Annotated in this window: 30 protein-coding genes, 1 tRNA gene and 1 riboswitch; of the genes, 9 read left to right on the top strand and 22 right to left on the bottom strand. The window is 43.6% G+C overall.

Going from position 1 to position 24,954, the window contains the following annotated elements:
* Positions 1 to 181 precede the first annotated feature (181 nt).
* The 10 genes from NOM01_RS12560 to NOM01_RS12515 form a co-directional block, all read right to left on the bottom strand.
* Positions 182 to 1,111: a manganese-dependent inorganic pyrophosphatase gene (locus tag NOM01_RS12560; RefSeq protein WP_255748830.1), complete on the bottom strand. Its 930-nt coding sequence runs from the start codon at positions 1,109 to 1,111 to the stop codon at positions 182 to 184.
* A 173-nt stretch (positions 1,112 to 1,284) separates the two neighbouring features.
* On the bottom strand, positions 1,285 to 1,689 hold the full coding sequence (gene psiE / locus NOM01_RS12555; RefSeq protein ID WP_255748829.1) for a phosphate-starvation-inducible protein PsiE: 405 nt from the start codon (positions 1,687 to 1,689) through the stop codon (positions 1,285 to 1,287).
* Positions 1,690 to 1,718: 29 nt separating this feature from the next.
* The gene (locus NOM01_RS12550; protein ID WP_255748828.1) at positions 1,719 to 2,186 is read right to left on the bottom strand and encodes a hypothetical protein; all 468 of its coding nucleotides are present in this window, start codon (positions 2,184 to 2,186) and stop codon (positions 1,719 to 1,721) included.
* Positions 2,183 to 2,398 (bottom strand): helix-turn-helix transcriptional regulator, encoded by a 216-nt coding sequence (locus NOM01_RS12545; protein ID WP_255748834.1) that lies wholly within the window; start codon positions 2,396 to 2,398, stop codon positions 2,183 to 2,185. Before NOM01_RS12545 ends, NOM01_RS12550 begins: the two co-directional genes overlap by 4 nt.
* A 122-nt stretch (positions 2,399 to 2,520) precedes the next feature.
* Positions 2,521 to 3,183: a methionine ABC transporter permease gene (locus NOM01_RS12540; RefSeq protein WP_255748827.1), complete on the bottom strand. Its 663-nt coding sequence runs from the start codon at positions 3,181 to 3,183 to the stop codon at positions 2,521 to 2,523.
* Positions 3,183 to 4,196: a methionine ABC transporter ATP-binding protein gene (locus NOM01_RS12535; RefSeq protein ID WP_255748826.1), complete on the bottom strand. Its 1,014-nt coding sequence runs from the start codon at positions 4,194 to 4,196 to the stop codon at positions 3,183 to 3,185. The genes NOM01_RS12540 and NOM01_RS12535 overlap by 1 nt, the downstream gene beginning before the upstream one ends.
* Before the next feature lie 12 nt (positions 4,197 to 4,208).
* Entirely contained in the window at positions 4,209 to 5,027 is an 819-nt protein-coding gene (locus NOM01_RS12530; protein WP_255748825.1) for a MetQ/NlpA family ABC transporter substrate-binding protein, read from the bottom strand.
* Positions 5,028 to 5,173: 146 nt separating this feature from the next.
* A riboswitch (SAM riboswitch) is annotated at positions 5,174 to 5,279 on the bottom strand.
* A gap of 103 nt (positions 5,280 to 5,382) precedes the next feature.
* Complete coding sequence (galE, locus tag NOM01_RS12525; RefSeq protein ID WP_255748824.1) at positions 5,383 to 6,390, bottom strand: UDP-glucose 4-epimerase GalE; 1,008 nt, start codon at positions 6,388 to 6,390, stop codon at positions 5,383 to 5,385.
* Between the two features lie 67 nt (positions 6,391 to 6,457).
* On the bottom strand, positions 6,458 to 7,999 hold the full coding sequence (locus NOM01_RS12520; RefSeq protein ID WP_255748823.1) for a Ppx/GppA phosphatase family protein: 1,542 nt from the start codon (positions 7,997 to 7,999) through the stop codon (positions 6,458 to 6,460).
* Between the two features lie 128 nt (positions 8,000 to 8,127).
* The gene (locus NOM01_RS12515; RefSeq protein ID WP_255748822.1) at positions 8,128 to 8,913 is read right to left on the bottom strand and encodes a polyphosphate kinase 2 family protein; all 786 of its coding nucleotides are present in this window, start codon (positions 8,911 to 8,913) and stop codon (positions 8,128 to 8,130) included.
* Positions 8,914 to 9,092: 179 nt separating this feature from the next.
* Between NOM01_RS12515 and NOM01_RS12510 the strand changes: the two genes are divergently transcribed.
* A complete protein-coding gene (locus tag NOM01_RS12510) occupies positions 9,093 to 9,278 on the top strand; it encodes a hypothetical protein (protein WP_255748821.1) in 186 nt (61 codons plus the stop codon).
* Between the two features lie 89 nt (positions 9,279 to 9,367).
* On the opposite strand, the gene NOM01_RS12505 is transcribed toward NOM01_RS12510, so the two are convergent.
* Both NOM01_RS12505 and NOM01_RS12500 read right to left on the bottom strand, forming a co-directional pair.
* Positions 9,368 to 10,723, bottom strand: a complete 1,356-nt coding sequence (locus NOM01_RS12505) for a PFL family protein (RefSeq protein ID WP_255748820.1) — start codon at positions 10,721 to 10,723, stop codon at positions 9,368 to 9,370.
* A gap of 21 nt (positions 10,724 to 10,744) precedes the next feature.
* Positions 10,745 to 11,014, bottom strand: a complete 270-nt coding sequence (locus NOM01_RS12500) for an ACT domain-containing protein (protein WP_255748819.1) — start codon at positions 11,012 to 11,014, stop codon at positions 10,745 to 10,747.
* Positions 11,015 to 11,201: 187 nt separating this feature from the next.
* Here NOM01_RS12500 and NOM01_RS12495 point away from each other — a divergent pair.
* A tRNA-Gly gene (locus NOM01_RS12495) sits at positions 11,202 to 11,272 on the top strand.
* A 61-nt stretch (positions 11,273 to 11,333) separates the two neighbouring features.
* On the opposite strand, the gene NOM01_RS12490 is transcribed toward NOM01_RS12495, so the two are convergent.
* Positions 11,334 to 11,930, bottom strand: a complete 597-nt coding sequence (locus tag NOM01_RS12490; protein WP_255748818.1) for a histidine phosphatase family protein — start codon at positions 11,928 to 11,930, stop codon at positions 11,334 to 11,336.
* Positions 11,931 to 12,133: 203 nt separating this feature from the next.
* Here NOM01_RS12490 and NOM01_RS12485 point away from each other — a divergent pair, with 203 nt between their 5' ends.
* The gene (locus tag NOM01_RS12485; RefSeq protein WP_255748817.1) at positions 12,134 to 12,547 is read left to right on the top strand and encodes a maltose acetyltransferase domain-containing protein; all 414 of its coding nucleotides are present in this window, start codon (positions 12,134 to 12,136) and stop codon (positions 12,545 to 12,547) included.
* A gap of 213 nt (positions 12,548 to 12,760) precedes the next feature.
* Here NOM01_RS12485 and NOM01_RS12480 read toward each other — a convergent pair whose 3' ends face one another.
* The 4 genes from NOM01_RS12480 to NOM01_RS12465 form a co-directional block, all read right to left on the bottom strand.
* On the bottom strand, positions 12,761 to 13,726 hold the full coding sequence (locus tag NOM01_RS12480; RefSeq protein ID WP_255748815.1) for an ABC transporter permease: 966 nt from the start codon (positions 13,724 to 13,726) through the stop codon (positions 12,761 to 12,763).
* 2 nt (positions 13,727 to 13,728) lie between these two features.
* Positions 13,729 to 14,793: an ABC transporter permease gene (locus NOM01_RS12475; protein ID WP_370646099.1), complete on the bottom strand. Its 1,065-nt coding sequence runs from the start codon at positions 14,791 to 14,793 to the stop codon at positions 13,729 to 13,731.
* Positions 14,790 to 16,313: an ABC transporter ATP-binding protein gene (locus NOM01_RS12470; protein WP_255748814.1), complete on the bottom strand. Its 1,524-nt coding sequence runs from the start codon at positions 16,311 to 16,313 to the stop codon at positions 14,790 to 14,792. Before NOM01_RS12470 ends, NOM01_RS12475 begins: the two co-directional genes overlap by 4 nt.
* 356 nt (positions 16,314 to 16,669) lie before the next feature.
* The gene (locus NOM01_RS12465; RefSeq protein ID WP_255748813.1) at positions 16,670 to 17,755 is read right to left on the bottom strand and encodes a BMP family lipoprotein; all 1,086 of its coding nucleotides are present in this window, start codon (positions 17,753 to 17,755) and stop codon (positions 16,670 to 16,672) included.
* A gap of 376 nt (positions 17,756 to 18,131) precedes the next feature.
* On the opposite strand from NOM01_RS12465, the gene NOM01_RS12460 reads away from it, so the two are divergent.
* Positions 18,132 to 18,491, top strand: coding sequence for a Lin0512 family protein (locus NOM01_RS12460; protein WP_255748812.1), 360 nt, complete (start codon positions 18,132 to 18,134; stop codon positions 18,489 to 18,491).
* A gap of 47 nt (positions 18,492 to 18,538) precedes the next feature.
* On the opposite strand, the gene NOM01_RS12455 is transcribed toward NOM01_RS12460, so the two are convergent.
* Positions 18,539 to 18,814: a hypothetical protein gene (locus NOM01_RS12455; RefSeq protein WP_255748811.1), complete on the bottom strand. Its 276-nt coding sequence runs from the start codon at positions 18,812 to 18,814 to the stop codon at positions 18,539 to 18,541.
* Positions 18,815 to 19,747: 933 nt separating this feature from the next.
* Positions 19,748 to 20,071 (bottom strand): MazG-like family protein, encoded by a 324-nt coding sequence (locus NOM01_RS12450; RefSeq protein ID WP_255748810.1) that lies wholly within the window; start codon positions 20,069 to 20,071, stop codon positions 19,748 to 19,750.
* Between the two features lie 280 nt (positions 20,072 to 20,351).
* Between NOM01_RS12450 and NOM01_RS12445 the strand changes: the two genes are divergently transcribed.
* The 5 genes from NOM01_RS12445 (at position 20,352) to NOM01_RS12430 (ending at position 22,764) form a co-directional block, all read left to right on the top strand.
* Positions 20,352 to 20,534, top strand: a complete 183-nt coding sequence (locus tag NOM01_RS12445; protein ID WP_255748809.1) for a helix-turn-helix transcriptional regulator — start codon at positions 20,352 to 20,354, stop codon at positions 20,532 to 20,534.
* A gap of 53 nt (positions 20,535 to 20,587) precedes the next feature.
* Positions 20,588 to 20,722: a hypothetical protein gene (locus tag NOM01_RS12440; RefSeq protein ID WP_255748808.1), complete on the top strand. Its 135-nt coding sequence runs from the start codon at positions 20,588 to 20,590 to the stop codon at positions 20,720 to 20,722.
* A gap of 62 nt (positions 20,723 to 20,784) precedes the next feature.
* A complete protein-coding gene (locus NOM01_RS12435) occupies positions 20,785 to 20,910 on the top strand; it encodes a hypothetical protein (RefSeq protein WP_255748807.1) in 126 nt (41 codons plus the stop codon).
* Positions 20,911 to 20,918: 8 nt separating this feature from the next.
* Positions 20,919 to 21,239, top strand: a complete 321-nt coding sequence (locus NOM01_RS17265) for a CDP-alcohol phosphatidyltransferase family protein (RefSeq protein WP_370646106.1) — start codon at positions 20,919 to 20,921, stop codon at positions 21,237 to 21,239.
* Positions 21,240 to 21,558: 319 nt separating this feature from the next.
* On the top strand, positions 21,559 to 22,764 hold the full coding sequence (locus NOM01_RS12430) for an MFS transporter (protein ID WP_255748806.1): 1,206 nt from the start codon (positions 21,559 to 21,561) through the stop codon (positions 22,762 to 22,764).
* 280 nt (positions 22,765 to 23,044) lie between these two features.
* Here NOM01_RS12430 and NOM01_RS12425 read toward each other — a convergent pair whose 3' ends face one another.
* From NOM01_RS12425 to NOM01_RS12415, 3 genes are all read right to left on the bottom strand, one after another.
* Positions 23,045 to 23,617 carry an NAD(P)H-dependent oxidoreductase gene (locus tag NOM01_RS12425; RefSeq protein WP_255748805.1) on the bottom strand — a complete coding sequence of 191 codons (573 nt, stop codon included), beginning with the start codon at positions 23,615 to 23,617 and terminating at the stop codon, positions 23,045 to 23,047.
* 187 nt (positions 23,618 to 23,804) lie between these two features.
* Positions 23,805 to 24,335: a chromate transporter gene (locus NOM01_RS12420; RefSeq protein ID WP_255748804.1), complete on the bottom strand. Its 531-nt coding sequence runs from the start codon at positions 24,333 to 24,335 to the stop codon at positions 23,805 to 23,807.
* Positions 24,332 to 24,928, bottom strand: a complete 597-nt coding sequence (locus tag NOM01_RS12415; protein ID WP_255748803.1) for a chromate transporter — start codon at positions 24,926 to 24,928, stop codon at positions 24,332 to 24,334. The genes NOM01_RS12420 and NOM01_RS12415 overlap by 4 nt, the downstream gene beginning before the upstream one ends.
* Positions 24,929 to 24,954: the final 26 nt, after the last annotated feature.

Raw genomic sequence — 24,954 nt, 5'->3', positions numbered from 1 at the left:
AAGGGTTCTCTCTCGCCGGCACGCGATCAACAGGGCCGCACCCGCAGGCGCATTCGTACCTCCGCTTTGATTCTCGTCCGAGACACTGGCTTATTCGTTTAAATATGGGGCAAAATCCTATACTTTCTTATCTTGTAAATAAGCAAAGAGGACAGCTCTTTGCCAATTAATTTGAATCAAATTATTTTGTCAGTTCTTCGGTGAGTACAGGTACAATTTGTTTCTTGCGTGAAACAACACCTTTAAGTGTAGCTACATTATTGTCCAAGGTTACCTTGAAGGCTGCCTCAGCTGCCGTTGCTGCTTTTCCAAGGATCAGTGCTTCGGAATCACTGGTCAGAATATTGGTCACTGCAAGTACGAACAAATCAAGATTATTCGTATCAATTTCCTTGTTGATTGCAGCTTCGAGCTCCGCCTGACGAGAAAGTGCATCATTTGTATCCACAACGTTGACCTGAGCGATTTTCACAGCATATTTGCCCATTTCAAACGGCTTCACATCAATGGAAATCAACTCTTCAGCTGATTTGTCAGCAATGTTGGTTCCTGCTTTAAGCATGTCCAATCCATAGGCCTGAGTATCAACACCGGAAATCGTTTCAAGCTCCTTTGCCGCTTTCACATCTTCTTCTGTGCAGGTCGGCGATTTGAACAACAGTGTATCAGAAATGATTGACGACAACATGATTCCGGCAATCGTTTTGGATACAGGTACTCCGGCTTCCTTGTACAACTTGTTGATGATCGTCGCTGTGCAGCCTACTGGTTCTGCCCGATAATAAAGCGGCGCTTTCGTTTCGAAATTAGCGATTCTGTGATGATCGACAACAGAGAGAACGTCAACTTTTTCGATGTCGTCAGCACTTTGTGCCCGCTCATTATGGTCAACCAGATAAACGGCCGGTACTTCATTGGCAACGGTCTTTACCAGACGCGGTGCTTCAATTTGAAAATGCTTCAGCACATACTCCGTCTCACCATTCAAATCACCCAGACGAACTGCTTCTACATCTTCACCAAGTTTATTCTTCAGATCAGCGAATGCGATTGCCGAGCAAATCGCATCGGTATCAGGACTTTTATGCCCGAAAACAAGCACTTTTCCCATTTTGTCTACTCCTTATCGTTACGTATATTGGCTATTCACAGATATTCCGTTTATAGTCTCTCAACAAAACCATACCTTAAGTATCTGAGAATTTCAATAGCCAGCAGACATGCATTGATATGGCCATTGAATAATGCATTATTTTTGAAGTGATCCGTATAGAGACGTCATTTTCACTCCCGTCTGAGCATTTTCGTATTGGCAATATACAGCGCGCCGACCAGCACCAGAATGGCAATTGCATACAGCAGAACGGAATGCGGATGGTCGTGACTAACGATGATTAATCGGACAATTGCCGTTACACCAATATAGATGAAATAGCGCAGCGGAAAATGATAATGTGCTTGAAAATATTTGATGATTAACGCGATAAATTCAAAGTATAGGAAAAATACGAGAATACCTTCTAATAGATGATAGTAGGAGGCGTTCTCACTTAAAAAAAGATAGGTAAAAAATTGATACGTTTCCTTGATCAATGCGACACATAAAACAGCAGCAAGTGCAAGAAGAACAAGATTCAGTGTCCACTGAAGTACCGTTGTAATGAGCCAGTCAATTTTTTCACGATTCAAAAGATCACAACCTCCCTATCAATAATGGATCACATATATATTCTTCTGATTTTCAGATAGTACACAGTTACCTGAACAAAGGGAATGATAAGCACGACAACCATCGGATAAATCGAAAAAACATCTGTGAACAATGGATAGAAGCACATCAAGCCCGCACAAATTGGTGCCACCGCCCAAATCGTGAAAAAAGCGTCATGTGAAGCTTTAGCTGTGATGGCTCGCTCACGTTCATCATCTGATGGATTAACGAGCGGATAGATCCAAAATGATGATTTGTTTTTTCGTTTATTCCATAAACAATCGATTGCTTCGATGATCGCTAATAGAACCACCGGAAGAAACCAAACCACTTTTATTTCTACTGAAAAACCGCTTGCATCATTACGAATCAAATCCGCCAGTCCGTTTGTCAGTTGAATTAATGGAATCATTGCCAGTCCGAATGCGATAATGGTGCAGATCGACATCATTAGAGAAAACCACAAACGTTTCATTCTTTATCCGCTCCTTTCTCCAGTTCAAAAACATCCTCCATGCGCAACCTAAATACATCACAGAGCTGCAGACCGAGAAGGAGCGAAGGGACGTAATCCCCTTTTTCAATGGAGGCAATCGTTTGCCTCGTCACACCGACTCTCTCGCCCAGTTCCGATTGTGTCCAGTTATATCGCGCTCTCAATTCCTTGACTCGATTTACTAAATGCATGGCGTTCAGCACATCCAATGTTTAATCATCTATACATAATGTTAATTATATTTAACATTATAGATAAAGAAAAAGCGGCAGTCAAACGGGATGAACAAAAATCGTTTGTGCCGACCGCTTTATTAATTTTTCTTCAATTTTCTCGCAATGACATTACCCAGTGATTGGATAATCTGAACAATGACAATCAAGATAATAATAACCGCGTACATTACATCCGGTTGGAATCGCACATAGCCGAACTGGTACGCCAAGTCACCAAGTCCTCCGGCACCGACAAATCCGGCCATCGCTGTTTCGCCGATCAATCCGATCACCGCAATCGTTAGACCGAGAATGATCGATGAACGTGCTTCACGAATAATGACATGCCAGATAATTTTCGGGGTGGAAATACCCATGGACTGATACGCTTCAATGATGCCTTTGCTGACCTCAAGCATTGCTGTTTCCAAAAGTCGAGCAATGTACGGTGCACATGCAACGACGAGCGGAACAATAACACCTTTCACACCAATCGTCGTACCAACCAATGTCTTCGTAAACGGAAGCAGGAAGAAGAGCAGGATAATGAACGGAATCGATCGAATGACGTTAATTAATGAGTTCACGATCGTGAAAACCGCAACATTGTCCCATTGTCCGCCTTTCCGTGTCAGAACAAGCAGCACGCCAAGCGGCAGCCCGATCAGAATTGAAAAGGCGAGTGAAATCAGCGTCATCTGTGTGGTCTGGATGAACCCTTCCCAAATTGCGCTGCCCCATTCATTGATAAAGTCTGCCATTAGTCCTTCACCTCTTCCACAAGAACATCCTGATCCCGAAGAAAGCCGATCGCCGTCTCAATTTTTGCCTTATCGCCTTTCAAATGGACGAGCAGCTTGCCGACCGACTGATTCTTCAATTGATCAATGCCGCCGGCAATAATACTTGGCAAGACATCATACTGCTTAGCAAGTGTCGCTAGTACCGGATCCTTCGATGATTCTCCTAAGAAGGTCAGTTTGACCAATCGGCCCGATTTAAGTAAATCGTTCTTCACCGAGTCCGGAATCTGAAACTTGGATTCCGTGCTGATGAATTGCTTGGTCATCGGCTGCTGCGGTTGCGTAAACACATCGACAACCGAACCTTGTTCCACAATTCTGCCGTCTTCCATAACGGCCACACGATCACAAATACGCTGAATAACGTTCAGCTCATGAGTGATCAGGAAAATAGTAATGCCCAGTTCCTTATTGACCTTGAGCAATAATTCAAGAATTGCCTCGGTTGTATTCGGATCCAGTGCACTCGTTGCCTCATCGCTGAGCAGCACTTCCGGTTCATGAGCGAGCGCGCGGGCAATGGCCACACGCTGTTTTTGGCCTCCGGATAATTGGCTCGGAAAAGCACTCTGCCGATCTGACAATCCGACAATCTCTAAGTACTTTTCGGTGCGCTTCTTAATTTCTTCTTTCGGCACGCCTTCCAATTTTAGCGGCGTTGCAACATTGTCATAGACATTCGCTGTCTCAAGCAAATTGTAACCTTGAAAAATCATACCGATTTTACGTCTTAATTGCCGCAAGCCTTTTTTATTCAGCTCCAAAACATCCTGATCATCGACAAACACCTGCCCGTTTGTTGGCCGCTCAAGCAGGTTTACACAACGGATCAGTGTACTCTTTCCGGCACCGCTGAAACCGATAACACCAAAAATTTCACCTTTGTTTACCTCAAGGGAAACGTCCTTCAAGGCCTCAATCTTGTTCTTTCCAACACGAAACGTTTTTGACACATGCTGTAATTTAATCAAGATGCTTCCTCCTTACCAAGCAGGAACTACGGAACCGCCAAACTGTTTCTTAATGTATGCTTTGACTTCCTTCGATTGATAGTATTTCTTCAGCTGCTTGACTACTTTATCATTCTTATTATCGGTACGGACAACAAAATAGTTAGGGTACGGGTTGTTTTCAAGCGGTTCATGGAAAATAGAATCCTTCAACACTGTAAGACCTGCGCCCATCGCAAAGTTGGTATTAATTGCGGATGCAGTAACTTCACCAAGTTGTGCCGGAAGCTGTGCGGCATCCAATTCGATAATCTTCAGATGTTTGGGATTGCTGACCACGTCGCGTTTCGTTGATGTAATCCCAGCACCCTTCTTCAGTTTAATAACGCCGGCCTTCTCAAATAATTGCAAAGCGCGGAGCTCGTTAGCCGGGTCATTCGGTACTGCAATCTTGTCGCCGTCTTTCAAATCTTTAAGACTTTTAATTTTTTTCGAGTAGATCCCCATTGGAAAGGCCACGGTTTTGAACACATCAGTAATTTTATAGTTTTTATTTTTAATCTGATCCTTGAGGAATGGGAGCGTCTGGTAGCTGTTCGCATCCAGATCTTTATCGTTCAGTGCAATATTCGGCTGATTGTAATCGTTGAATACTTTCAATTTAATTGTCAATCCGTCTTTTTTCGCCAACTTAACGACTTGTTCCATTACTTGTTGGTGAGGACCGCCGGTCACACCGACCGTAATTTCCTTTTCACTCAATTCCTTTGAAGAACTATTGCCGCAAGCGGCCAAAACAAAAATTAAAGAAAATGCTAAAAACGCTGAGATAACTGCAGTAATCTTTTTCAATGTTTGCTTCCTCCTGTTTGTATATAAGAATACTCTGATTTCTAACCGAAGGCTTTTCCAATCATCCAGTTTTCCTAATTTATGAAGAGCTCGGAACTAATAAAGGCTTCCCTCGAGAAGAGAGAAGCCTGATCCGTTCATATCTTCTCTTATCTCTCAAAATCCAAATGGATTCTGCAGGAATTGGCACCTAAATTTTCATTTGGTTGCCGGGTTTCATCGGGCCAGTCCCTCCGCCGCTCTGGATAAGAAGTATTCAATTGGTTAGTGATACGATTGTACCGCGAAATCGCGAATGTGTCAAAACTTTGTCGTTAAGTTCCATATAGTTCCACAAACAAGCTGCTATTCTTAATTACTTAGCCGATTCAACGGTTGTCGCGTAACCTTTTGGGTGGCTGCTGTGCCAAGCCCAGGCATCGGCAAGTATTTCAGGAATGTTCGTGTGTTTCGGGTTCCAACCAAGCACACGCTTTGCCTTTTCAGGGGAAGCGATCAGCGTGCTCGGATCTCCCGCACGTCTTGGAGCCAGTTCAGCAGGAATAGCCTCTCCGGTAACTTTTCTTGCCGCCTCAATAATTTCCTTAACCGAAAATCCTTCACTTGAGCCAAGGTTGAATACATCACTCTTGCCGCCGTCAAACAGATAGCGAAGTGCCAGGCGATGTGCGGCGATCAGATCCTCAATGTGCACATAATCACGGACGCAGGTCCCATCTTTGGTTGCATAATCATCGCCGAAAATGGAGATATGGTCACGCTCACCGGCAGCAACCTGGAGAACAATCGGAATTAAGTGTGTTTCCGGATGGTGATCCTCCCCAATTGATCCGCCTTTACTTGCGCCGGCAACATTGAAGTAACGAAGGGCAACAAATCGCATGCCATACGCACGATCACACCATTTCATCATCTTTTCCATTGTAAGCTTGGTTTCGCCGTATGGATTGGTCGGCTGCGTCGGCATGTCTTCGGTAATCGGAACAACTTCCGGTTCGCCGTATGTTGCCGCAGTTGAAGAAAATACGATGTGTTTCACGTTATTATCGTTCATAACTTCCAAAAGAATTTGCATCCCGTAGACATTATTATTGAAATACTTCAGCGGCTTCTCAACCGATTCGCCGACTAAAGAATTGGCGGCAAAATGAATGACGCCTTTAATATTTTCTTTCTTAAATACAGAATCCAAGAACGTCTTGTCGCGAATATCTCCTTGATAAAATTTTGCGTTCGGATGAAGTGCATCCTTATGACCGGTCTGCAAGTTGTCGACAACAACCACATCCTCGCCGGCATCGATGAGTTGATAAACCGCGTGCGAACCAATGTATCCGGCGCCGCCCAATACTAAAATAGCCATAAAAAACCCCTTCTCATTGTCTTCTTTTGTCTACCATTTTCCACCTTATTGAAAAGCTTGACAAGCCCTATTCATCCGCATTTTTGAATTGAATCATCACTGACGTCTTTAATGCCCGCTCAAGATGTTTTTTATGTCTTTGTGCAGCTTGTTCTTCAAAATAGGCATCATCATGATAATAGGCAGTCAACTGAAGCTGCTTTTTCTTCGTCTGTTTGAGCGTTAATCGATTGACGACATGCAATTTTGTACGATCGAAATCATGTGCGAGACGCAACACAGCGCCGAGTGTCTCATACAGTTTCATGTCTTCTTTGGTTGCCATTTGCTGGAACGACTTGGCAAAGTCGCTGAGATTCGACCGATTCTTAAACGAAGCGATCAGCGCTACAGCCAGGCGGTCGCGGTGGCTGATCCCATTAATGTTCATATTAGTCAGTAAATAAAAGGTTTGTGCACTGCTGGATTCATTATTTATAAATTCCCCTAAATAAGCAAGATCCGCGCTATGCGAAAGCAACCAGGCAATGCGTTCCTCTGAATCGTCTCCTTTGAATAAATCCAATATGCCATCCAAGATTTGAAACGCTAATTTCTTCACATACGCAGTATGACGGCTGTCCAAATTAAAATTGCGCCGCAGCTGCCGCAGGCTTTCATTCAAAACATACGGGATACGCTCTTCATTCCTTTGTTTGAGCACCCATTCATAGAATACGCCTTCGCGCAACCCCTCTCCGCTCAACATAAACCTGTCTCCGCGATTCAGTTTCACAAGCAGATTAATAACCGCCGATGCAGGCAAAATAATATCCGACCGGTCTTTTGAGAGTCCGTCCATACTCTCACGTTCCTCAAGTGTCATCGAAGCCAATTTCTCTTTCAACTGATTTAGACGCTCACGCGGAATTGTATATTGATGGAGCCCCACCAATGGGTAATGTTCCTGGATCTGGTCAATACGCGCTAAATTTCTGGCGGTTCCCCCTATACCAATAATAGGAAGCTCATTGCCGCACAACCACTCAAGCGATGCGAATTCTTTCTTTATATAAGCCTCTAGTCGGTCTCCTGCATATGGATCATTGTCTTTGTAGAAGGTCTGGTACAGAGTGACAGCACCAAATGAAAAGGAGTGAGAATGGATCAGCCGGCGTCTCCTGAACATGGTAACCTCCGTACTGCCTCCACCAATATCAATCGTGATCCCGTTCTCTACATAAGTTGAATTAACGACTGCGAAATAGCCGTAATAGGCTTCCTTCATCCCTGAAAGAAGTCGAACATTGAGCCCGGTTTCATCGTAAACACACTTCAGCACTTCTTCACGATTTCTCGCTTTACGCATAGCAGCCGTGGCAAAAGCGTCAACAACGCTGACCCCTTGTTCATGTTCAATGATAAACTGAAATCTTTTTAGCACGTCCAAAAGGATGGACACGCCTTTATTGCTTAATTGATCATTTTCATCTATGTAGTTGCTTAATCGTGCGACGGTTTTAAAATTCAGCAGTTCTTTAGAAAAATAATCCTGATCAACGCCAATAATTACAAGTCGAATGGAATTCGATCCGATGTCAATGATTGCATGCTTTTGCAAAATACTCAAAACGTTCCCTCCCCCGCCTGTCCGTCGTGCCGTGCAAAAACAATTTTTTCTTGCAAACAACACCCTCTACTCAAAAGTATAACTTAAAAAAGACAAACTGCAAAAGCATGCCGTACCGTGACTGGAAACTATTTTGTTTGATCTTTGATTATTTTTGAAACATCAGGAAGTTCTGAGAGATCAAAACCATTTGCTTTCAAGTGATTCTCAATTGATCGAGTCATTTGCTTTAGAATGGCAATGCGGGCATACCATTTGCTATTGGCAGGGATAATATGCCAATGCGCCGCGGCTGTATCAGTTTTATCAAACATTTCTTCGGCTGCAGTCACATAGTGCTCCCATTTTTCACGATTTCGCCAATCCTCATCCGTGATTTTCCACTTTTTTAGCGGATCAGATTCACGTTTTTTAAAACGTTTGTATTGTTCCGCTTTATCAATGTGCAGCCAGAATTTATCGATCATGTAGCGATCATTCGTCAATTCTTTTTCAAATTCGTTAATTTCTTGAAAAGCACGTTTCCATTCTTTAGGTTCTGCCAACTGTTCAACGCGCTCGACGAGAACACGACCGTACCAGGATCGATCAAAAATCGCGATCTGACCATATTGAGGAATCTTTCTCCAGAAGCGCTGCATGTAATGGTACCGTTTCTCATGAGGCGCGGGTGCCGCAATTGGCCAGACACGAACCCCTCGCGGATCAAGATTCGCCACCGCTCGTTTAATCGCACCGCCTTTCCCTGCTGCGTCCCAGCCTTCGAAGACAAAAATCACACCTAAATTATGTTCGAGCAGCAGATGCTGCATCGACAACAACTTCAATTGGTACTTGGCTAACTTCTTTTCATAAGTATCCTTGCTGACAATTTCTTTTTGCAAATTTACTCCATCTAAACGTCCGCTTTTCATGTTACCCTCTCCTTTATCTGTAATTGCTTTAGGATATGGTATTCACTGTCTTTATATCCTTTTATTCGCTTCGTGCCTGCTGGAACTGACTTAAATGATGAAAGGCATAATTATTTAAAATACGTTCACACTACTTCTTGACGGAAACGTCAAAAACCAAAAAGAAAGCTGTGAGCATCGTGAGTTTTAAAGATGAAAAAGGTAAAAAAGCTGCAAAGCAATTTAATGAAGAATTTGCCGAACCGCTTGATGAACATTCTGTAGAAGAAAGAGAACGTGCACAACGTACCGGTGACCATGCGGATTCGAAAAATTATGCTGAAAACTTTGATCAGAATAAAGATCAAAATCATAACAACCGCTAATCACTAAAAAAGAACGGAACCCTAAGTAAAAAGGGTTCCGTTCTTTTCTTATTTTGCTGGCGTTTATGAACACAAACTTCAGCGAAGCTTTAATTTTTAAAGGAATGAATCGGTGCCGGAATTCTGCCGCCTCGTGCGATAAAATCGGCTGATGAATTGCGGTTCACATCCATAACCGGAGCATATCCGAGCAGCCCGCCAAATTCAACCGTATCGCCAACCGATTTACCAAGAGCAGGAATTACGCGTACCGCCGTCGTTTTATTGTTAATGACACCAATCGCTGCTTCATCAGCAATCATCGCAGAAATCGTTTCTGCCGGTGTATCTCCGGGAATTGCAATCATATCAAGCCCAACAGAACAAACAGCCGTCATGGCTTCAAGTTTCTCTAAATTGAGAGCACCTCGTTCAACAGCGTGTATCATTCCGGCATCTTCAGAGACAGGAATGAATGCGCCGCTCAAACCGCCGACGTGACTGCACGCCATAACGCCGCCTTTTTTTACTGCATCATTCAACAACGCCAATGCAGCTGTAGTTCCATGCGTACCAACCGACTCCAGCCCCATTTCTTCAAGAATATGGGCAACCGAGTCACCGACTGCCGGCGTTGGGGCCAGAGACAAATCGACAATACCGAATGGTATACCAAGTCGAGTCGACGCCTCATGTCCGACCAACTGGCCCATTCGCGTAATCTTGAACGCAATTTTTTTAATCGTTTCAGATACGACATCAAATGGCTGACCTTTCACCTTCTCAAGCGCCCGTTTCACAACACCAGGGCCGCTCACACCGACATTAAGAACACAGTCCTCTTCGCCGACTCCATGAAAAGCTCCTGCCATGAATGGATTATCTTCGACGGCATTCGCAAAGATAACCAGCTTTGCGCAGCCCAGACCTTGCTGATCCTTTGTACGTTCAGCCGTTTCCTTGACGATGCCGCCCATTTGTTTCACCGCATCCATATTGATACCGGAGCGCGTTGATCCGACATTAACTGACGAGCAGACAAAATCGGTGGTTGCAAGTGCTTCAGGAATAGATCGAATTAATTTGCGATCGCCCGACGTGTAACCCTTCTGAACAAGCGCACTGAATCCACCGACAAAATTAACGCCTGTCGTCTTTGCCGCCTTGTCCAAAGTTTGAGCAAAAGCCGTATAATTCTCATCCTGCGCGGCCCCTGCCACAAGTGAAATAGGTGTAACAGAAATACGCTTGTGAATAATCGGGATGCCAAACTCATCGGAGATTGCTTCTCCTGTTTCTACCAGTTTTTCCGCTTGCCGTGTAATCTTGTCGTAGATCTTTGCTCTGGCTTTCGCTCCATCGCCATCAATGCAGTCCAAAAGCGAAATGCCCATCGTGATCGTCCGGATATCCAATTTTTCTTCTTCAATCATCCGAATGGTTTCAAGTATTTGTTTCGTTTCCATTATTTTTCGATATCCTCCAGCTTATAGACTGTGCATTGATGTAAAAATTTCTTCACGCTGAATTTTGATCTGAACGCCAAGCTCTGTTCCTTTATCAGCAAGTGACTTTTTCATATCGCCGAAGCTGCTCTCCGCCTCAGATAAATCAAGAATCATCATCATGGTAAAATAGCCGTTCATAATGGTTTGTGAAACATCGAGAATATTCACATGAAGTTCAGCAAGCTTACCGCTGACGCCGGCAATAATACCTACGTTATCCTTGCCGATTACTGTTAAAATTGCCTTCACTTTTGCCACTCCTTGTTTTTTGTCTTGATTTATCTTTTTTAATATCAAAATTGGATGATGACTGTATTATTTTCAAGTGGACCTTAGTGCCATTATCTCAAGAAAATCGCTCGATGCAAGTGAATCATGAACATTGACAAAAAGAATCCATTCTTATAAGATTAGTTATGGTTTTTAAAGCGCTTTTGCGGGTGTAGTTTAATGGTAAAATTAGAGCTTCCCAAGCTCTCGTCGTGGGTTCGATTCCCATCACCCGCTTTAACTTCATTCAGCAACCCTTGAGAGCGATGTACTCGCTCTCTTTTTTGTGCAGTAAAAGTCAAATGCTGGTCACCTTGCCGAACTTGCTCAGATGTTCGATGCGGTTATAATCAATGATTTTCCATGAATTGCCGGCAGTAGCGATATGACTAATACACGTGTTAAACAGCTTTGTTTTTCCAGTCCCGATTTCTCCGCCGGACAGCAGAGCCAGAATAACATTGATCAGACCGCCATGTGCGACAAGCAGCACAGGCTGATCAGGAAAGCTCTGTTTAACCGTGGATAGCCCGCGAATGACACGTTTTCTGACCATCTCTATAGATTCCATTCCGGGAATGACACCATCCGGAAAGTGTTCGTCACGTTCAAGGATCGTCATACCGGATGCCTTTCCATACGCTTTTTCAATGAAATCTGCATTTTCAATAAGAGGCAATTTCCCCGTAAAGTTATTTATAATCTCGGCAGTTTGCTTCGCACGGAGCAATGGACTCGTCACAACAGCCGAAAACTTGGCTGACTGCAGAAATTTCCCAACCATTTCAGCCTGCTTTCTCCCTCGTTCATTAAGCGGTATGTCTTCGCGTCCTTGCAGCTTTCCCATTGCATTCCAGTCGGTTTCTCCATGCCTGACCAGGCAAATTGTCGTCATGATCAAACCTCCAAATTGTTCTTCTGATTTTCAACGATGCAGTGACATAAGGAACTTTTTGCTGCACGTTTTATTGGTCTTAGTCTTTATTATAACGAAAAATTATTTCCCGTGTCGTGCGTTTTCGAATCTTTCTGTACAATTATTCATAGAGCAGCATTATTTGTGATAATCGAAACAAAAAAAGCAAGGAGGAACCTCCTATGCATCAGAAAACAGAAAACAGAAAAAAAATCACGGGGACGCTATACGATTCCTGCGATCCGGAATTGGTTGCAGACTGCGTGTGTGCCCGAGAACGTGTCTGTACATTTAATTCATCGCTCGTTACAGAACGTGAACGGCGAATTGTGCTTCTTAAGGAACTTTTTGGAACGACGGGCGACAGAATTTATATTGAACCAACCTTTCATTGCAATTATGGGTATAACATTCATGTCGGTGACCATTTTTATGCCAATTTTGACTGCGTGATTCTCGACTGTGCACCGGTCGTAATCGGTCATCATTGTTTGCATGCATCCGGTGTACATATCTATAGCCGGTCACCCGCTAATCCCCATTCATCTCACTTCTGGTTCATTAATCCTTCCGGTCCTTCATTAAGTAAAGGGTAAAATAAGCGGAGTTTTTCCGTTTATTTATCAGATAGGGCGCCTAACTCGATTGCCCACCAAAAAGCGCAAATTGTGATTCTTTCTCTTATGACCTTATCGTTGTACATCAAGGTAAAATGCTAAACGTTCTTTACCTATAAATTAAAGAGGCAGCCGCATGGTCGAAAAACGACCGATGAGACTGCCTCTCTTTTTGCTTTGATGACCAGCAGATTATCTCTGCCCTTTTATATACGGAACGCCGTCCGCCTTTGGTGCTTCAGCGCGACCCACGAATCCGGTAAGTACAATCAATGTCAGGACATATGGTGCCGTCAGCATAACGACCGAAGGCAAGCGATCTAAATATGGGATCTGCTGACCGGTTATGCTGAGTGCTTGTGCAAACCCGAAGAACATGGATGCACCCATGGCTCCAATCGGATGCCATTTACCAAAAACAAGAGCAGCCAGCGCTAAGAACCCTTGTCCGGCAATCGTTGTCACATTGTAGTTGGACGTGATCGTCACAAGATATACGGCACCGCCGATACCGCCGAACACACCGCTCAGTGCAACACCGATGTAGCGCATTTTGCTTACATTAATACCTAGGGTGTCCGCCGCTGCCGGATGTTCGCCGACAGATCGCAGACGCAAGCCAAATGGCGTCTTAAAGATGATAAACCAAACCAAAACCGAAACAAGGATGGCCAAATAAGACGTGTAGGTCACTTGCTGAAAGAAGATCGGTCCGATAAATGGAATCTTCGCCAAGCCGGGAATGCTGATTTTATCAATATTGTGTGTAATATATGGTGTTTGTCCTTTTCCGTCATAGATCATTTTCACAAGAAAGATTGTAAGACCGGCAGCCAGAAAGTTGAGTGCCACACCGCTGACCGTCTGATCCGCACGGAATGAAATGGAAACAACTGCATGGATCAACGAAAAAATTCCTCCTGCAATGGCTGCAATGATGATCGCAATCCACGGCGAGGCATCTCCCAATCCTGCATGCTCCAAACCTAAAGTAGAGATGGCAGCTGTGAAGGCCCCGACTGCCATCAAACCTTCCAATCCGATATTGACAACTCCGGAACGTTCAGAGAAAACGCCGCCCAATGACGTAAAAATCAGCGGGGCAGCCGTAAGCAGTGTCGAAGGAATAATAATCGTCAAAACTTCAAAAAAGCTCATTATTATTTATGCCCCTTTCTCGATAGACGGCCGAACGCCCACTTGATCACATAACCGGAGCCGACAAAGAAAATAATCAAAGCGATGATAATCTGGATCAGTTCAACAGGAACTCCGGCATCCGACTGCATCGTCAAGCCGCCGGTTTGAAGTCCGGCGAACAGCGCTCCGGAAAGTACGACACCAACCGGTGTATTCAGACCAAGCAGCGCTACGGCGATACCATTAAACCCAATACCTGTAAACGCAGAATTAATGGTCATATATTGATACGTGCCAAGGCCTTCCATAGCACCGCCCAGTCCAGCGAAAATGCCTGATATAGTTAGCGACAGCATAATGTTTCGACTGACATTCATTCCCGCGTATTTCGAAGCATCCGGACTGAAGCCGACGGCACGCAGCTCATACCCCTTTGTTGTTTTCCACAAAATGAACCACATCGCAAACACAGCGATGATGGCAACGACAAACCCCCAATGCAGCCGTGATCCTTGAGTCAGATTAGCAAGAAACGTCGAGGCAAGGGAAGCCGCAGCCGGAATCGTCGGTGTGCGTTCACCTTCTGTATATAAGAAATTTTTAATTAAATACGCCGTCGTATATAATGCAATATAATTCATCATAATTGTTGAAATAACTTCATGTACTTTAAATCGTGCTTTAAGAATTCCGGGAATAAAGCCCCACAATGCCCCCGCGGCACCGCCGGCGATGATCGACATTGGAAGCAAAATAACTTTCGGAAGATGGCCGAAGCAAATAGCACAGGCAACGGAAGCAAACCAGCCGACGAGCAGCTGTCCTTCAACGCCAATGTTGAAGAGACCGGTGCGAAAGGCAAAAGCAACGGCAATTCCGGCAAGCACGAGAGGAATCATTGCCCGAATAGTTTCTCCTCCGTAATAAGGCTGAAGGAAAATAGATTCAATGATTGATTGATATGCAAGCACGGGATTATAGCCAATGATCAACATGATCACAGCTCCGCAAAGCAGCCCGAGAATAACAGAAACGATAGGAATAAGGAGTGTCATCCAATTGACCTTCTTTAATAAGTTGCTCACGCCTCGTTTCCTCCTTTCTTTCTCCCAGCCATTAGCAAGCCGAGCTCATTCTCATCTGTTTCTTTCGGATTAACAATATCAATAATATGTCCTTCATAAATAACCGCGATACGATCACTAAGGTGAAGAATTTCGTCTAATTCAAAGGACACAAGCAAAACGGCTTTGCCTTTTTTCTTTTCTTCAATCAGCTTGCCGTGAATGAATTCAATAGCACCGATATCCAAGCCACGCGTAGGCTGAGCCGCAATTAGTAATTGTGGACTCCGGTCTACCTCTCTAGCGACGATCACCTTTTGCTGATTGCCTCCGGACAATGAACGGGCAAGTGTCTTCTCGCTCGGAGTCCGCACATCAAATTCTTGAATTAATTGTTTCGCTTTTTTCGTGATCACTTTATTATGCAAAATACCTGCTTGAGCGTATGGTTTCTTATAGTACGTTTGCAGTACCATATTCTCACCAACCGAGAAGTCCAGCACAAGTCCGTGCTTCTGTCGATCCTCAGGAATATAACCCAAGCCGGCTTCGATAATTTTTCTCGTTTTTTGATTGGTCACATCGTCATTGTTGATTTTAATGCTGCCGTCTTTAACCTTTCTCAGGCCCGCAATCGCCTCAATCAACTCAGTCTGTCCATTACCGTCCACACCTGCAATGCCAAGAATTTCTCCTCCGTGAACAGTCAGATTCAGATCCTTGATTACATCAACCTTGCGCGAATCAAGTACATTGAGATGTTCAATTTCCAGAACTTTTTCTTTCGGATCATAAGGAGCATTATTCACCTGAATATTGACCTTTCGTCCAACCATCATGCTGGCCAAATCGCTCGGATTGGTGTCAGAAATGGCTACCGTATCAATATTCTTTCCTCGGCGAATAACCGTGCATCGATCACAGGATTCAAATATTTCCTTTAGTTTGTGTGTGATTAAGATGATGGACTTGCCCTCACCCACTAGCCGCTTCATAATTTCGATCAGTTCTTTAATTTCAAGTGGCGTCAACACAGCAGTCGGTTCGTCAAAAATTAGTATGTCCGACCCTCTGTACAGGGTCTTCAAAATTTCAACACGTTGCTGCATGCCGACCGTAATGTCTTCAACTTTCTTATTTGGGTCAACATCCAATCCGTATCTTTCAGAAAGTTCCTTGACGATCTTTACAGCCTTTGCCATATCGAGAGCCCCATGCTTCTTAGGTTCTCTGCCCAGGATAATATTTTCAGCAACAGTAAACTTGTCAATTAGCATAAAGTGCTGATGAACCATGCCTATGCCGAGCCGAGCTGCATCATTGGGATCGTTAATGAACTCCTTTTTCCCATGAACATAAATTTCCCCTTGGTCAGGCTGATATAACCCGAACAGAACATTCATCAGCGTCGACTTGCCGGCTCCGTTTTCTCCAAACAGCGCATGAATTTCTCCTTCTTGTACCTGAAGGGTGATATCGTCATTGGCCACAATACCGGGAAATTCTTTCCTGATATTCCTCATTTCAATTGCATAGGACATGCCTTAAGTCCCCCATCTCTGAATATGTAAAGAAAAACTTGGTGAAGCCAAGTCCCTGACGCCGGCTGAACCTTAGTTTTTCTTATACTAGTCACCGCTAATCTTTTTTCTTTTATACAATCCTCTTTGTATAAAGAAAAACTTGGTGAAGCCAAGTCTTTGATACTGGCTGAACTTCAACAAGCTTCGACCGCTTATGCTAACTTCCGCTCGTCTTTTAAAATTTTTTTACTCACTTATTATATAAAAAAAGCTTGTTCTAAAACAGGCTTTTATATGTCCAAATCATATTTTCCTTAATTATAATTGATGGATGAGGCAGGTACCGCCTCATCCATCAGCAATAGATCAAATAATTACTTCAAGTTTGCAAGGTATTCCTTATATTCCTTGTCTGTTGTCGGAACCGTGAGGGATCCATCAATGATTTTCTTTTTATAATCATTAACAGCACTAAGTGCTTTCTTCGAAACATTATCCGTCGTTGGTGCGATACCGACGCCGTTTTCTTTAAGGCCGAATTCAAGTACTTTACCGCCAGGGAATTTACCTGCCTTTGTTTGTTTCGTTACATTATAAATTGCTTGGTCAACGCGTTTAACCATGGAAGTCAGAGTTACATTTTCCGGCATACCTTGATCATGCTGATCTTTGTCAACACCGATAACCCATACCTTCTTGCCATTCTTCGTGCGGTTCTTCGCTTCCGTAAATACACCGTTACCTGTATTGCCTGCGGATGCATAAATAATGTCAGCGCCTTTTGTATACATCGTTTGAGCAATTGCACGTCCCTTATCAGGTGCATCAAATGCTCCAGCATACTGAGCGTAAATTTCTGCTTTCGGATTTACCGTCTTCACACCGGCTTTGAAGCCGTTTTCGAATTTCTTAAGCAACGCAGAGTTAACGCCGCCGACAAAACCGACTTTATTCGTTTTCGTTGTCAAACCTGCTACGACACCAACCAAGAACGAGCCTTGTTGTTCTTTGAAAGTGATGTTTGCTACATTTTTCAGAGGTTTATTGTTCTTATCAACAGCAACGGCATCAATAATGCCAAGGTGCGCTTTCGGATTTTGCTGTGCAATTTTCTGGATATCACTTTGCATCAAGAAGCCGATACCATAAACGATATTATAGTTCTGATGGATCATTGTGTTCAGGTTCGGTGAATAATCCGATGCCTGTGTTGACTGCAGATATTTAACACCTGATCCTTCTTTAAGACCGTTGTCCTTTGCAAAGCTTTTCAAGCCTTCCCAAGCAGACTGATTGAAAGACTTGTCATCAACGCCGCCTGTGTCCGTAACCATACCTGCTTTGAAAGCCGCCTTCTTCGTTGCGCTGCCTCCGCTTGATTTGCTGTTGCCGCATCCCGCAAGAACGGAAGCCAGAACAACAACAAAGGCTACGAGCACTGCTATTCTCTTTTTAAACACTTAAAAACCCCCCGCTAAATCTTTTGAATTTAACTCACAGACTTTACTATAGCTTATATGTGCCAAAAAGGGAATAAAAAATGGGGAAAAAGCGTAAATTTTGTTGCTTGCTGCAATTATCGTTCGCCTTTACCAGACTTTTAATGATAAAAATTTCATGATTCATGCCATTTCTCCATTAATCCTTGCTTTATTCCAAAACTGAACAGATATCAACAAATAATATTTCACATTCATTTTAATTCTTATACGAAAAAAAATGGACTTTTTGTCGGATTTTCTTACATAGACATTTTTATTTTCAAGCACTTTAACTGCGACCTCTTTTTTAACTTTGTTATAATAGGATTGAAAATTTGGTTATGGGGGTAAAATTATGGATCACCTTTTATTCATTGAAACAGGATTCGGTACTGACGTGCACGGGCAAGATGTCACAACAGCCGCAGTTCGGGCTGTACGCGATGCGATCCATAGAAATTCAATGCCTGGTATCACCCGATTTCTTCCGGAAAACGATTTGAACAACATGAAGGTTACCATTCGACTGGCTGTTCCAAAAGATAAGGAAAGCTTAGATTTCAAAAAAATAAAAGCAGAAATTCCGTATGGAACGGTTCACATCGAGGTCATGGACGGAGGAATGGCGGCTCCGAGCGGCATCTTCTTAAAAGAACAAAACGATAAGAACGATTTAATGTATATTGTTAACGCTTCAGTTGAAGTTGGTTATTGATTATGTTCGAAAGAGGCTTGAAAGCTGCACTTTCAAGCCTCTTTTTGTTAGCGCTCTTTTGAATTTTTGTTGATCAGTTTCAGTCCGAATGTAAGTATGGAGAGAATAAGCACGAGAAAATTAAGATCATAAACCGGCTTGAACGTCGTTTTTTGTTTGTCGATTTCATAGATTCCCAGTGGCTTCACCGACGCATAGCCGCCTCCACCGATAATGCGAACGCCGGAAAAAGATACCACCTGCTTGTCGCCTCGATCGGTCGGATCGCCATAAACAATGGACGCACCCTTCGATTTTGAGATGAACCAAACCAATTTTCCCATAAAGGAAACTTTTTCCGTATTTTCCTATACATTGTGAATCTCTGTCCTTGATTCAGCCGTTTCCCTCTTTCCTCACTTGATTTTCCATTATGAATCAGTTTATTAAAAAGCATGATTATCCGTTTAACACCACACAGTAGACCAATACCCGAAATTTGCAATGATTAATGAACGTTGTTTTTATTATAGGAGACAACTTAAGAAAACTCGGCTTCGCCAATCCTCCAGCGAGGGCGGAGTTGCCGTCGTAATCCATGGACGGCCTAGTATCCTGCTTGCCACAGGATTGATGACTTTCACTTTGCATACAGGACATACTTTCACAGGACGTGATGGCTTTCGCTCCAAATGCAGTTTTGAATCATCAACCTTGAACAGACATTTCTATTTCATAAATCACTTTGGTCCTTTATTAAGTAACGTAAAATAAGCGGAATTTTTCCGGTTATATGGATCATAGCGCTTGTTTCACGGGTAAATAAGGGTAACTTTTCCGCTTATTCAAAGAAAATGCCTCCATTTTCACGTCTTTTCGATTCGATAGGGGGAATTTCTCCGTCTATTTAAGTGATTTTTTCATTCATTTTAGAATTAAGCGGAATTTTTCCGGTTATTTTCGCAGATTGGGCGCTTACCTGATCGTCCAACTGAATCTTATGACCTTGTTGTCGTATCGTATCAACAGGCCAAAATGCTAAACTTTCTCATCTTCTGAAAACTCGGCTATTCATTGCCGAGTTGAGTCAGTATTCGCTTTGATAAAAAATCATCCAAAAAAGCTGCACGAGTGTGAGAAACGACTGACTCCGGTGTCACTGGCTCGCACAAAAAGCCATGGCTTGGGACAAGCCTCGGTACCTCTCTTTGCGTCTTCGGACAAGAAAGTAAGTCTACAATAGTTCCAGAAGGTCGGGATCTCAATCCCTATTTAGTTCACCCTTGTTCTTGGTACCGCTTAGTGAGCTTGTTGCGATGCGCCATTACTATGTCTTCCAAACTAAGATGATACAAATCAGCGAGAATGGCCACATTAGAGAGCACATCACCAAGTTCTTCCGAAAGATTCTGCTTGATTTCTTCTTTCGTCATTGAACGCTCATTCGGATGGTCGCGCCCAATCTCATAAGCACGGACGGCTTGAGATACTTCACCTATTTCTTCAATAAGAAAACCCACGCGTATGTATGGGGGCAGGTCCTTCCAACCCCGCCCTTCATAGAACTTTTTCTCCCAATCCTGCACTTCTTTCAGATTCATGTATTATTCCTCCATTTACTCCTTTTATGAATGATCTCGTACTTTTTATAAATAAATTATAGCACGTATGTTCGTTGAATGATCATTTAGATAGAACAGTCTATTCCTGCAGGACATCGTGTACCAAGCAGGATCAACAGTGAAAAATCGGGCATCATCTACAGAAATAACAGGACAAAACTAGGGTGCAACTGATCGTTGCAGTCAAGCATCTATATATATCTTTGATCAGCATCCGAGACTAGACTACAAACTACCTACTATGGAAAGGAGCATCATTATGGATTTAGGAAACAGGATTAAGGAAACACGTGAACGATTAAACATGTCACAAGATGAGTTGGCAGAAAAATTGGATATTTCTCGACAAGTCATTTCAAAATGGGAAACAGGGAAAAGTTATCCCGACATTGAGAAAATTTTAAAACTCTCGGACATCTTTAATCTATCACTAGATAGTTGATCAAAGGCGATAAAACGTTTCAGGAAAATTTGATTAAAGAAGGGAGAAACAGTATGTCAGGATTAACCATTTTGGGTTATGTGCTTGTTGCGTTGGGCGTCATTGTGAGCATTTGGGGATCTGCTCAATTTCCTCTTAATTTGATGAATCGTAATTTCATGTCTTTCTTAGTCGGAGGATTGGTTTAATCACTGTTGGATTAGCAATTATTCATGGCTTCCCGACTTGGCTTTTATTAGGTGCATTATACGTGACAGGGATTGTGACCATTGTCTATATGGTCGGTATGTATATGGAACCCTTTGTGCTGCTGTCAGGAATCGTTGTCATTTTAGGTCTTGGATGGTGGCTGACACCCCTGATTATTAAAAGATAGCATAGGAGATACTATATGACGGAGCAGTTGCACAAGGCTTAAAAGTGGAATCCGCGTTAGGAAGTGTTTGGGATATTTTGTTCGACAGCCTGTTCATCTTTTCTCCTCTGATCCTTTTTAATTTTTTCAGAGTGCTGCCTGTGTGGTTTACAATGATTGTTCTCGTCAACTTTCATATGTTTCTTACAACATCAAGATTTCTAACCTGTATAAAATTGGAAAGCATTCGACGGATATTTGTCTTTGACAAGGCAGGCAGGATTTCAGCGGTTATTTTCTATCTCATTCCGGCCGGTGCCAGTGCGGCTTTTAGTATCCCTAGTTTCTAGAGCCAATTTATTTTAAATGCATTGCTTTACTCTTCTGTTATTTTAGCGTGCATCTAATGTTTGGAAGATTTTTTTCTTGTTCTGCAACCAGGGAACAAGATAGCTATCTTTAAACTCAGCACGTACGCCTTATACTTTTGCTTGATGAAAAAGCTTATCTATTCCAATGATTTCCGGTTCCGATAAGGCAACTGTTTCCAACAAGTGTCTTTACACCTGTAAACTTAGTCATTATAATGGGGACAGATTTGAATAATAAAAGATGAACAAGCTCTGTTTTACAACTATAAGAGCCGCACTCATTAATTAGGAGGATATTATGTCACTCACGAATCACCCCTCGGAAAAGAAGTTGCTCGGCGTCGCCGGTCTCGCCTGGTTATTTGATGCGATGGACGTCGGTATGCTGTCATTTATCATTGCAGCTTTGGCAGCGGATTGGAAATTAGATTCGGTTCAAATGGGCTGGATCGGCAGTATCAGTTCAATCGGTATGGCAGTCGGCGCACTTATTTTCGGATTAATGGCTGACCGGATCGGAAGAAAGAATGTTCTAATCTTAACCTTGCTTTTGTTCTCAGTCGGTGCCGGCCTCTCGGCACTGGCTACAGGAATCACCATTTTTCTTGTTCTTCGTTTCTTCATCGGCATGGGCCTTGGCGGCGAGTTGCCTGTCGCTTCAACCCTTGTTTCCGAAAGTGTTGCTAAGGAAAAACGCGGCCGCATTGTCGTCTTGCTTGAGAGCTTTTGGGCTGGCGGCTGGATTATCGCTGCACTGATTGCATACTTCATTATTCCGCATTTCGGCTGGCGTATCGCGTTATTGATCGGAGCTCTTCCGGCATTCTACGCCATTTATCTTCGCTGGAATATTCACGATTCAGCAAACTATGTAGCGAAAAATCTGCATGAAAAACCTTCTGTACTGCATAACATCGTTGAGGTCTGGTCGAAAAAATATGTCCGCCAAACCGTAATGCTTTGGATTCTTTGGTTTTGCGTTGTTTTCTCATATTACGGCATGTTTCTCTGGCTTCCTGGCGTAGTCGCACTAAAAGGATTCAGCATGGTCAAAAGCTTCGGCTACGTACTGATCATGACACTCGCCCAGCTTCCGGGCTATTTCACTGCTGCATGGCTGATTGAAAAATGGGGCCGCAAGTGGGTGCTGATCGTGTATTTGCTAGGCACTGCGGTATTCGCTTACTTCTTTGGCTACGCGACGACATTGCCTGTCATTCTGACTTCCGGCATCCTGCTTTCGTTCTTTAACCTCGGTGCATGGGGCGCGCTGTATGCCTATTCTCCTGAACAATATCCGACCGTCATCCGAGGTACCGGAACAGGTATGGCGGCAGCCTTTGGACGAATCGGCGGCATTTTCGGACCACTTCTGGTCGGCTATCTGCTTGTGCAAAAGGTATCCATTGGCGGTATCTTCACGATCTTCTGCATCTCCATTATTGTTGCCATTTTGGCCGTGCTCTTCCTCGGTAAAGAGACGAAGAACAAAGAATTAGCTTAATCATTTTTCATCATTAAAAAGAGGTTTCCCGCGTGTGCTGGGAAGCCTCTTTTTTTGACAAGTAAAGAAAGTAATATGATTGTGAATGAACCGTGCAGGTGTGAGACGCCTGCGGAGCGTCTCTGTTGATCGCGAGCCATAGGAGTCTCCGCGACACAAGTATGTTCGAGGAGATCGCCCGCGGCAAACGAGCAACCCGAGCGTAGTCAAAATTCAGCATGGTTCAAGAATCGAGCGCCTTTTGCCTGGTTTTTCTTATCGAGGGGGATCAGTCAATTGATTATTCTCGACTGACCTGATAAATCTTTTCCAGCCATTTCTTTCTTTTCTGCTCACTGCTCGTTCGCACACCGAAAAAGACAAATCGGCGCACCGGACGAATTCCACAAAAATGGAGAATCGGGCCTTTAATCGCTTGCCATTCTAAATGATGACGAACCAATCGTTCATAAAACCCAGGAGAATCAAGTGTATAGAACACCGTTGCCGATTTTCCCTTCAACAATCCGGTCGGAATGTTCTTTTTGTATGTGTAAGCAAAGCCTGACGCAAACACGCGATCAATAAACCCTTTCAGTATGGCCGGCATACCAAACCACCAGATTGGATAGATAAAAATCAGGTGATCAGCTTCTTTGATCAAACGGCGATACGTTGCTAATTCCGGATCATCCTTCATTTCCGATCGCTTTTTATCCTGATTATGTACGAGCACCGGATCAAAGCCTTCATTGTACAGATCAATAACATCATAAGATTGCCCTTTGTCCTTCAGCCCGCGAACAACCTGCTCATAAATCGCGTGATTAAAGCTTTTCGGATCCGGATGAGCATAGATAACAAGAACGGACATTAGCTAACTGCCTCCTTTTATCACAGCATACTCGAAAAAACCGTGATCGCATACGGACTTAAGTATAGAGTAGAACTAAGCCTCAGGAAGTATGAAAAAATATGAGAACCGCTCTCATTTTCCCCTAAAAAGATCAAACACATTGGTTTAATCTTGTTAGCTAATGAAATTCCTCACTATTAGTTTTTTACCCCATAAAGGCTGCGCCAATGATGAGCGCACCGGCAATCACAAAAGCAGGATGAATTCGGAACCGCTGCATCAGCACGAAGCTTGCCGCAGCGATCAGAACCATCGGCAGCCAGCCTGACGACTGAAAAGAGGTTGCGAAGAAATTGTAGGCCATCATACCGAGCATGACCACGATAATCGGACGAATCAATAGGGTCAGCCACTTTACCTTTGGAGAATCCTTGAATCGCTCAAGCAGCTTAAGAAGCGCAATAAGCAGAATCAATGACGGAGCAACGGTTGCGAACATGGCAACAAGCGCACCGACTATTCCGGCAACATCATAGCCTATATAGCCGGCCATTTTTGTAGCAATCGGGCCGGGCAGCGCGTTTCCAAAGGCTAGGATATTACTGAACTCAGTTACCGTCATCCAATGGTAATGACCGACAACTTCGTTTTCAACAAGCGGAATGGAAGCCGGTCCGCCGCCGTAACCCAGAATTCCCGGAATAAAGAATGCAAGAAACATCTTCCATAAAATCATTTGCGTTCACCCGCTTTTTTTGAAGGCTTAAGCAGGACAAGCAGCAGTGTCAATGCGATCAAGATTGCCGGATGAACATGCAGGACTTCCATCAAAACGAAGCTCAGCCCGACCAATATTAAGCTGATAATCCATCCCAGACCTTTTTTGGCATTTTTCATAAAGCTCCAAGTAAGCTGTGCCATGAGTACTCCGACCACGGGCAATACTGCTTGTGTCATGCCACGTACCCATCGCTGGTCTTGAAATCTCGCAAGTACACCCAGTAATGCAATCATTAGGATCACCGTAGGCAGAACCACTGCCGCAAGCGCGACGAGCAGCCCCGAAAGTCCCTTAACGCGCCAACCGACATATCCGGCGAGCTTCGTGTTTATCGGCCCGGGAAGTGCATTTGCCAAAGCAACCATATCGCCGAATTCCTCTAAGCTCATCCAATGATATCTTTTAACTACCTCTGCTTCAATGAGTGGGATACCCGATGGTCCGCCTCCGAAACTGACAATTCCGGAGCGGAAAAATGCTACAAATAAATCCCAATGAATTGCTAAAGAGGATTTCTGAATCGATCTGTTTTCGCCTTCCTGGTTCATTAAAAAAAACTCCTAACTTCATTCAT

Origin of the sequence: Sporolactobacillus sp. STSJ-5 (assembly GCF_024385605.1) — a bacterium.
Classification (GTDB): Bacteria; Bacillota; Bacilli; order Bacillales; family Sporolactobacillaceae; genus Sporolactobacillus.
Note: the sequence above shows the minus strand (reverse complement) of the source record. Positions and strands in the feature narration are given on the sequence as shown.

Coding starts and splice junctions, on each gene's coding strand:
- NOM01_RS12560 (WP_255748830.1), bottom strand. CDS start 1,111: ATGGGAAAAGTGCTTGTTTTCGGGCATAAAAGTCCTGATACCGATGCG.
- NOM01_RS12550 (WP_255748828.1), bottom strand. CDS start 2,186: ATGAAACGTTTGTGGTTTTCTCTAATGATGTCGATCTGCACCATTATC.
- NOM01_RS12545 (WP_255748834.1), bottom strand. CDS start 2,398: ATGCATTTAGTAAATCGAGTCAAGGAATTGAGAGCGCGATATAACTGG.
- NOM01_RS12540 (WP_255748827.1), bottom strand. CDS start 3,183: ATGGCAGACTTTATCAATGAATGGGGCAGCGCAATTTGGGAAGGGTTC.
- galE (WP_255748824.1), bottom strand. CDS start 6,390: ATGGCTATTTTAGTATTGGGCGGCGCCGGATACATTGGTTCGCACGCG.
- NOM01_RS12515 (WP_255748822.1), bottom strand. CDS start 8,913: ATGAAAAGCGGACGTTTAGATGGAGTAAATTTGCAAAAAGAAATTGTC.
- NOM01_RS12505 (WP_255748820.1), bottom strand. CDS start 10,723: ATGGAAACGAAACAAATACTTGAAACCATTCGGATGATTGAAGAAGAA.
- NOM01_RS12490 (WP_255748818.1), bottom strand. CDS start 11,930: ATGACGACAATTTGCCTGGTCAGGCATGGAGAAACCGACTGGAATGCA.
- NOM01_RS12485 (WP_255748817.1), top strand. CDS start 12,134: ATGCATCAGAAAACAGAAAACAGAAAAAAAATCACGGGGACGCTATAC.
- NOM01_RS12480 (WP_255748815.1), bottom strand. CDS start 13,726: ATGAGCTTTTTTGAAGTTTTGACGATTATTATTCCTTCGACACTGCTT.
- NOM01_RS12470 (WP_255748814.1), bottom strand. CDS start 16,313: ATGTCCTATGCAATTGAAATGAGGAATATCAGGAAAGAATTTCCCGGT.
- NOM01_RS12460 (WP_255748812.1), top strand. CDS start 18,132: ATGGATCACCTTTTATTCATTGAAACAGGATTCGGTACTGACGTGCAC.
- NOM01_RS12455 (WP_255748811.1), bottom strand. CDS start 18,814: ATGGGAAAATTGGTTTGGTTCATCTCAAAATCGAAGGGTGCGTCCATT.
- NOM01_RS12450 (WP_255748810.1), bottom strand. CDS start 20,071: ATGAATCTGAAAGAAGTGCAGGATTGGGAGAAAAAGTTCTATGAAGGG.
- NOM01_RS12445 (WP_255748809.1), top strand. CDS start 20,352: ATGGATTTAGGAAACAGGATTAAGGAAACACGTGAACGATTAAACATG.
- NOM01_RS12440 (WP_255748808.1), top strand. CDS start 20,588: ATGTCAGGATTAACCATTTTGGGTTATGTGCTTGTTGCGTTGGGCGTC.
- NOM01_RS12430 (WP_255748806.1), top strand. CDS start 21,559: ATGTCACTCACGAATCACCCCTCGGAAAAGAAGTTGCTCGGCGTCGCC.
- NOM01_RS12425 (WP_255748805.1), bottom strand. CDS start 23,617: ATGTCCGTTCTTGTTATCTATGCTCATCCGGATCCGAAAAGCTTTAAT.
- NOM01_RS12420 (WP_255748804.1), bottom strand. CDS start 24,335: ATGATTTTATGGAAGATGTTTCTTGCATTCTTTATTCCGGGAATTCTG.
- NOM01_RS12415 (WP_255748803.1), bottom strand. CDS start 24,928: ATGAACCAGGAAGGCGAAAACAGATCGATTCAGAAATCCTCTTTAGCA.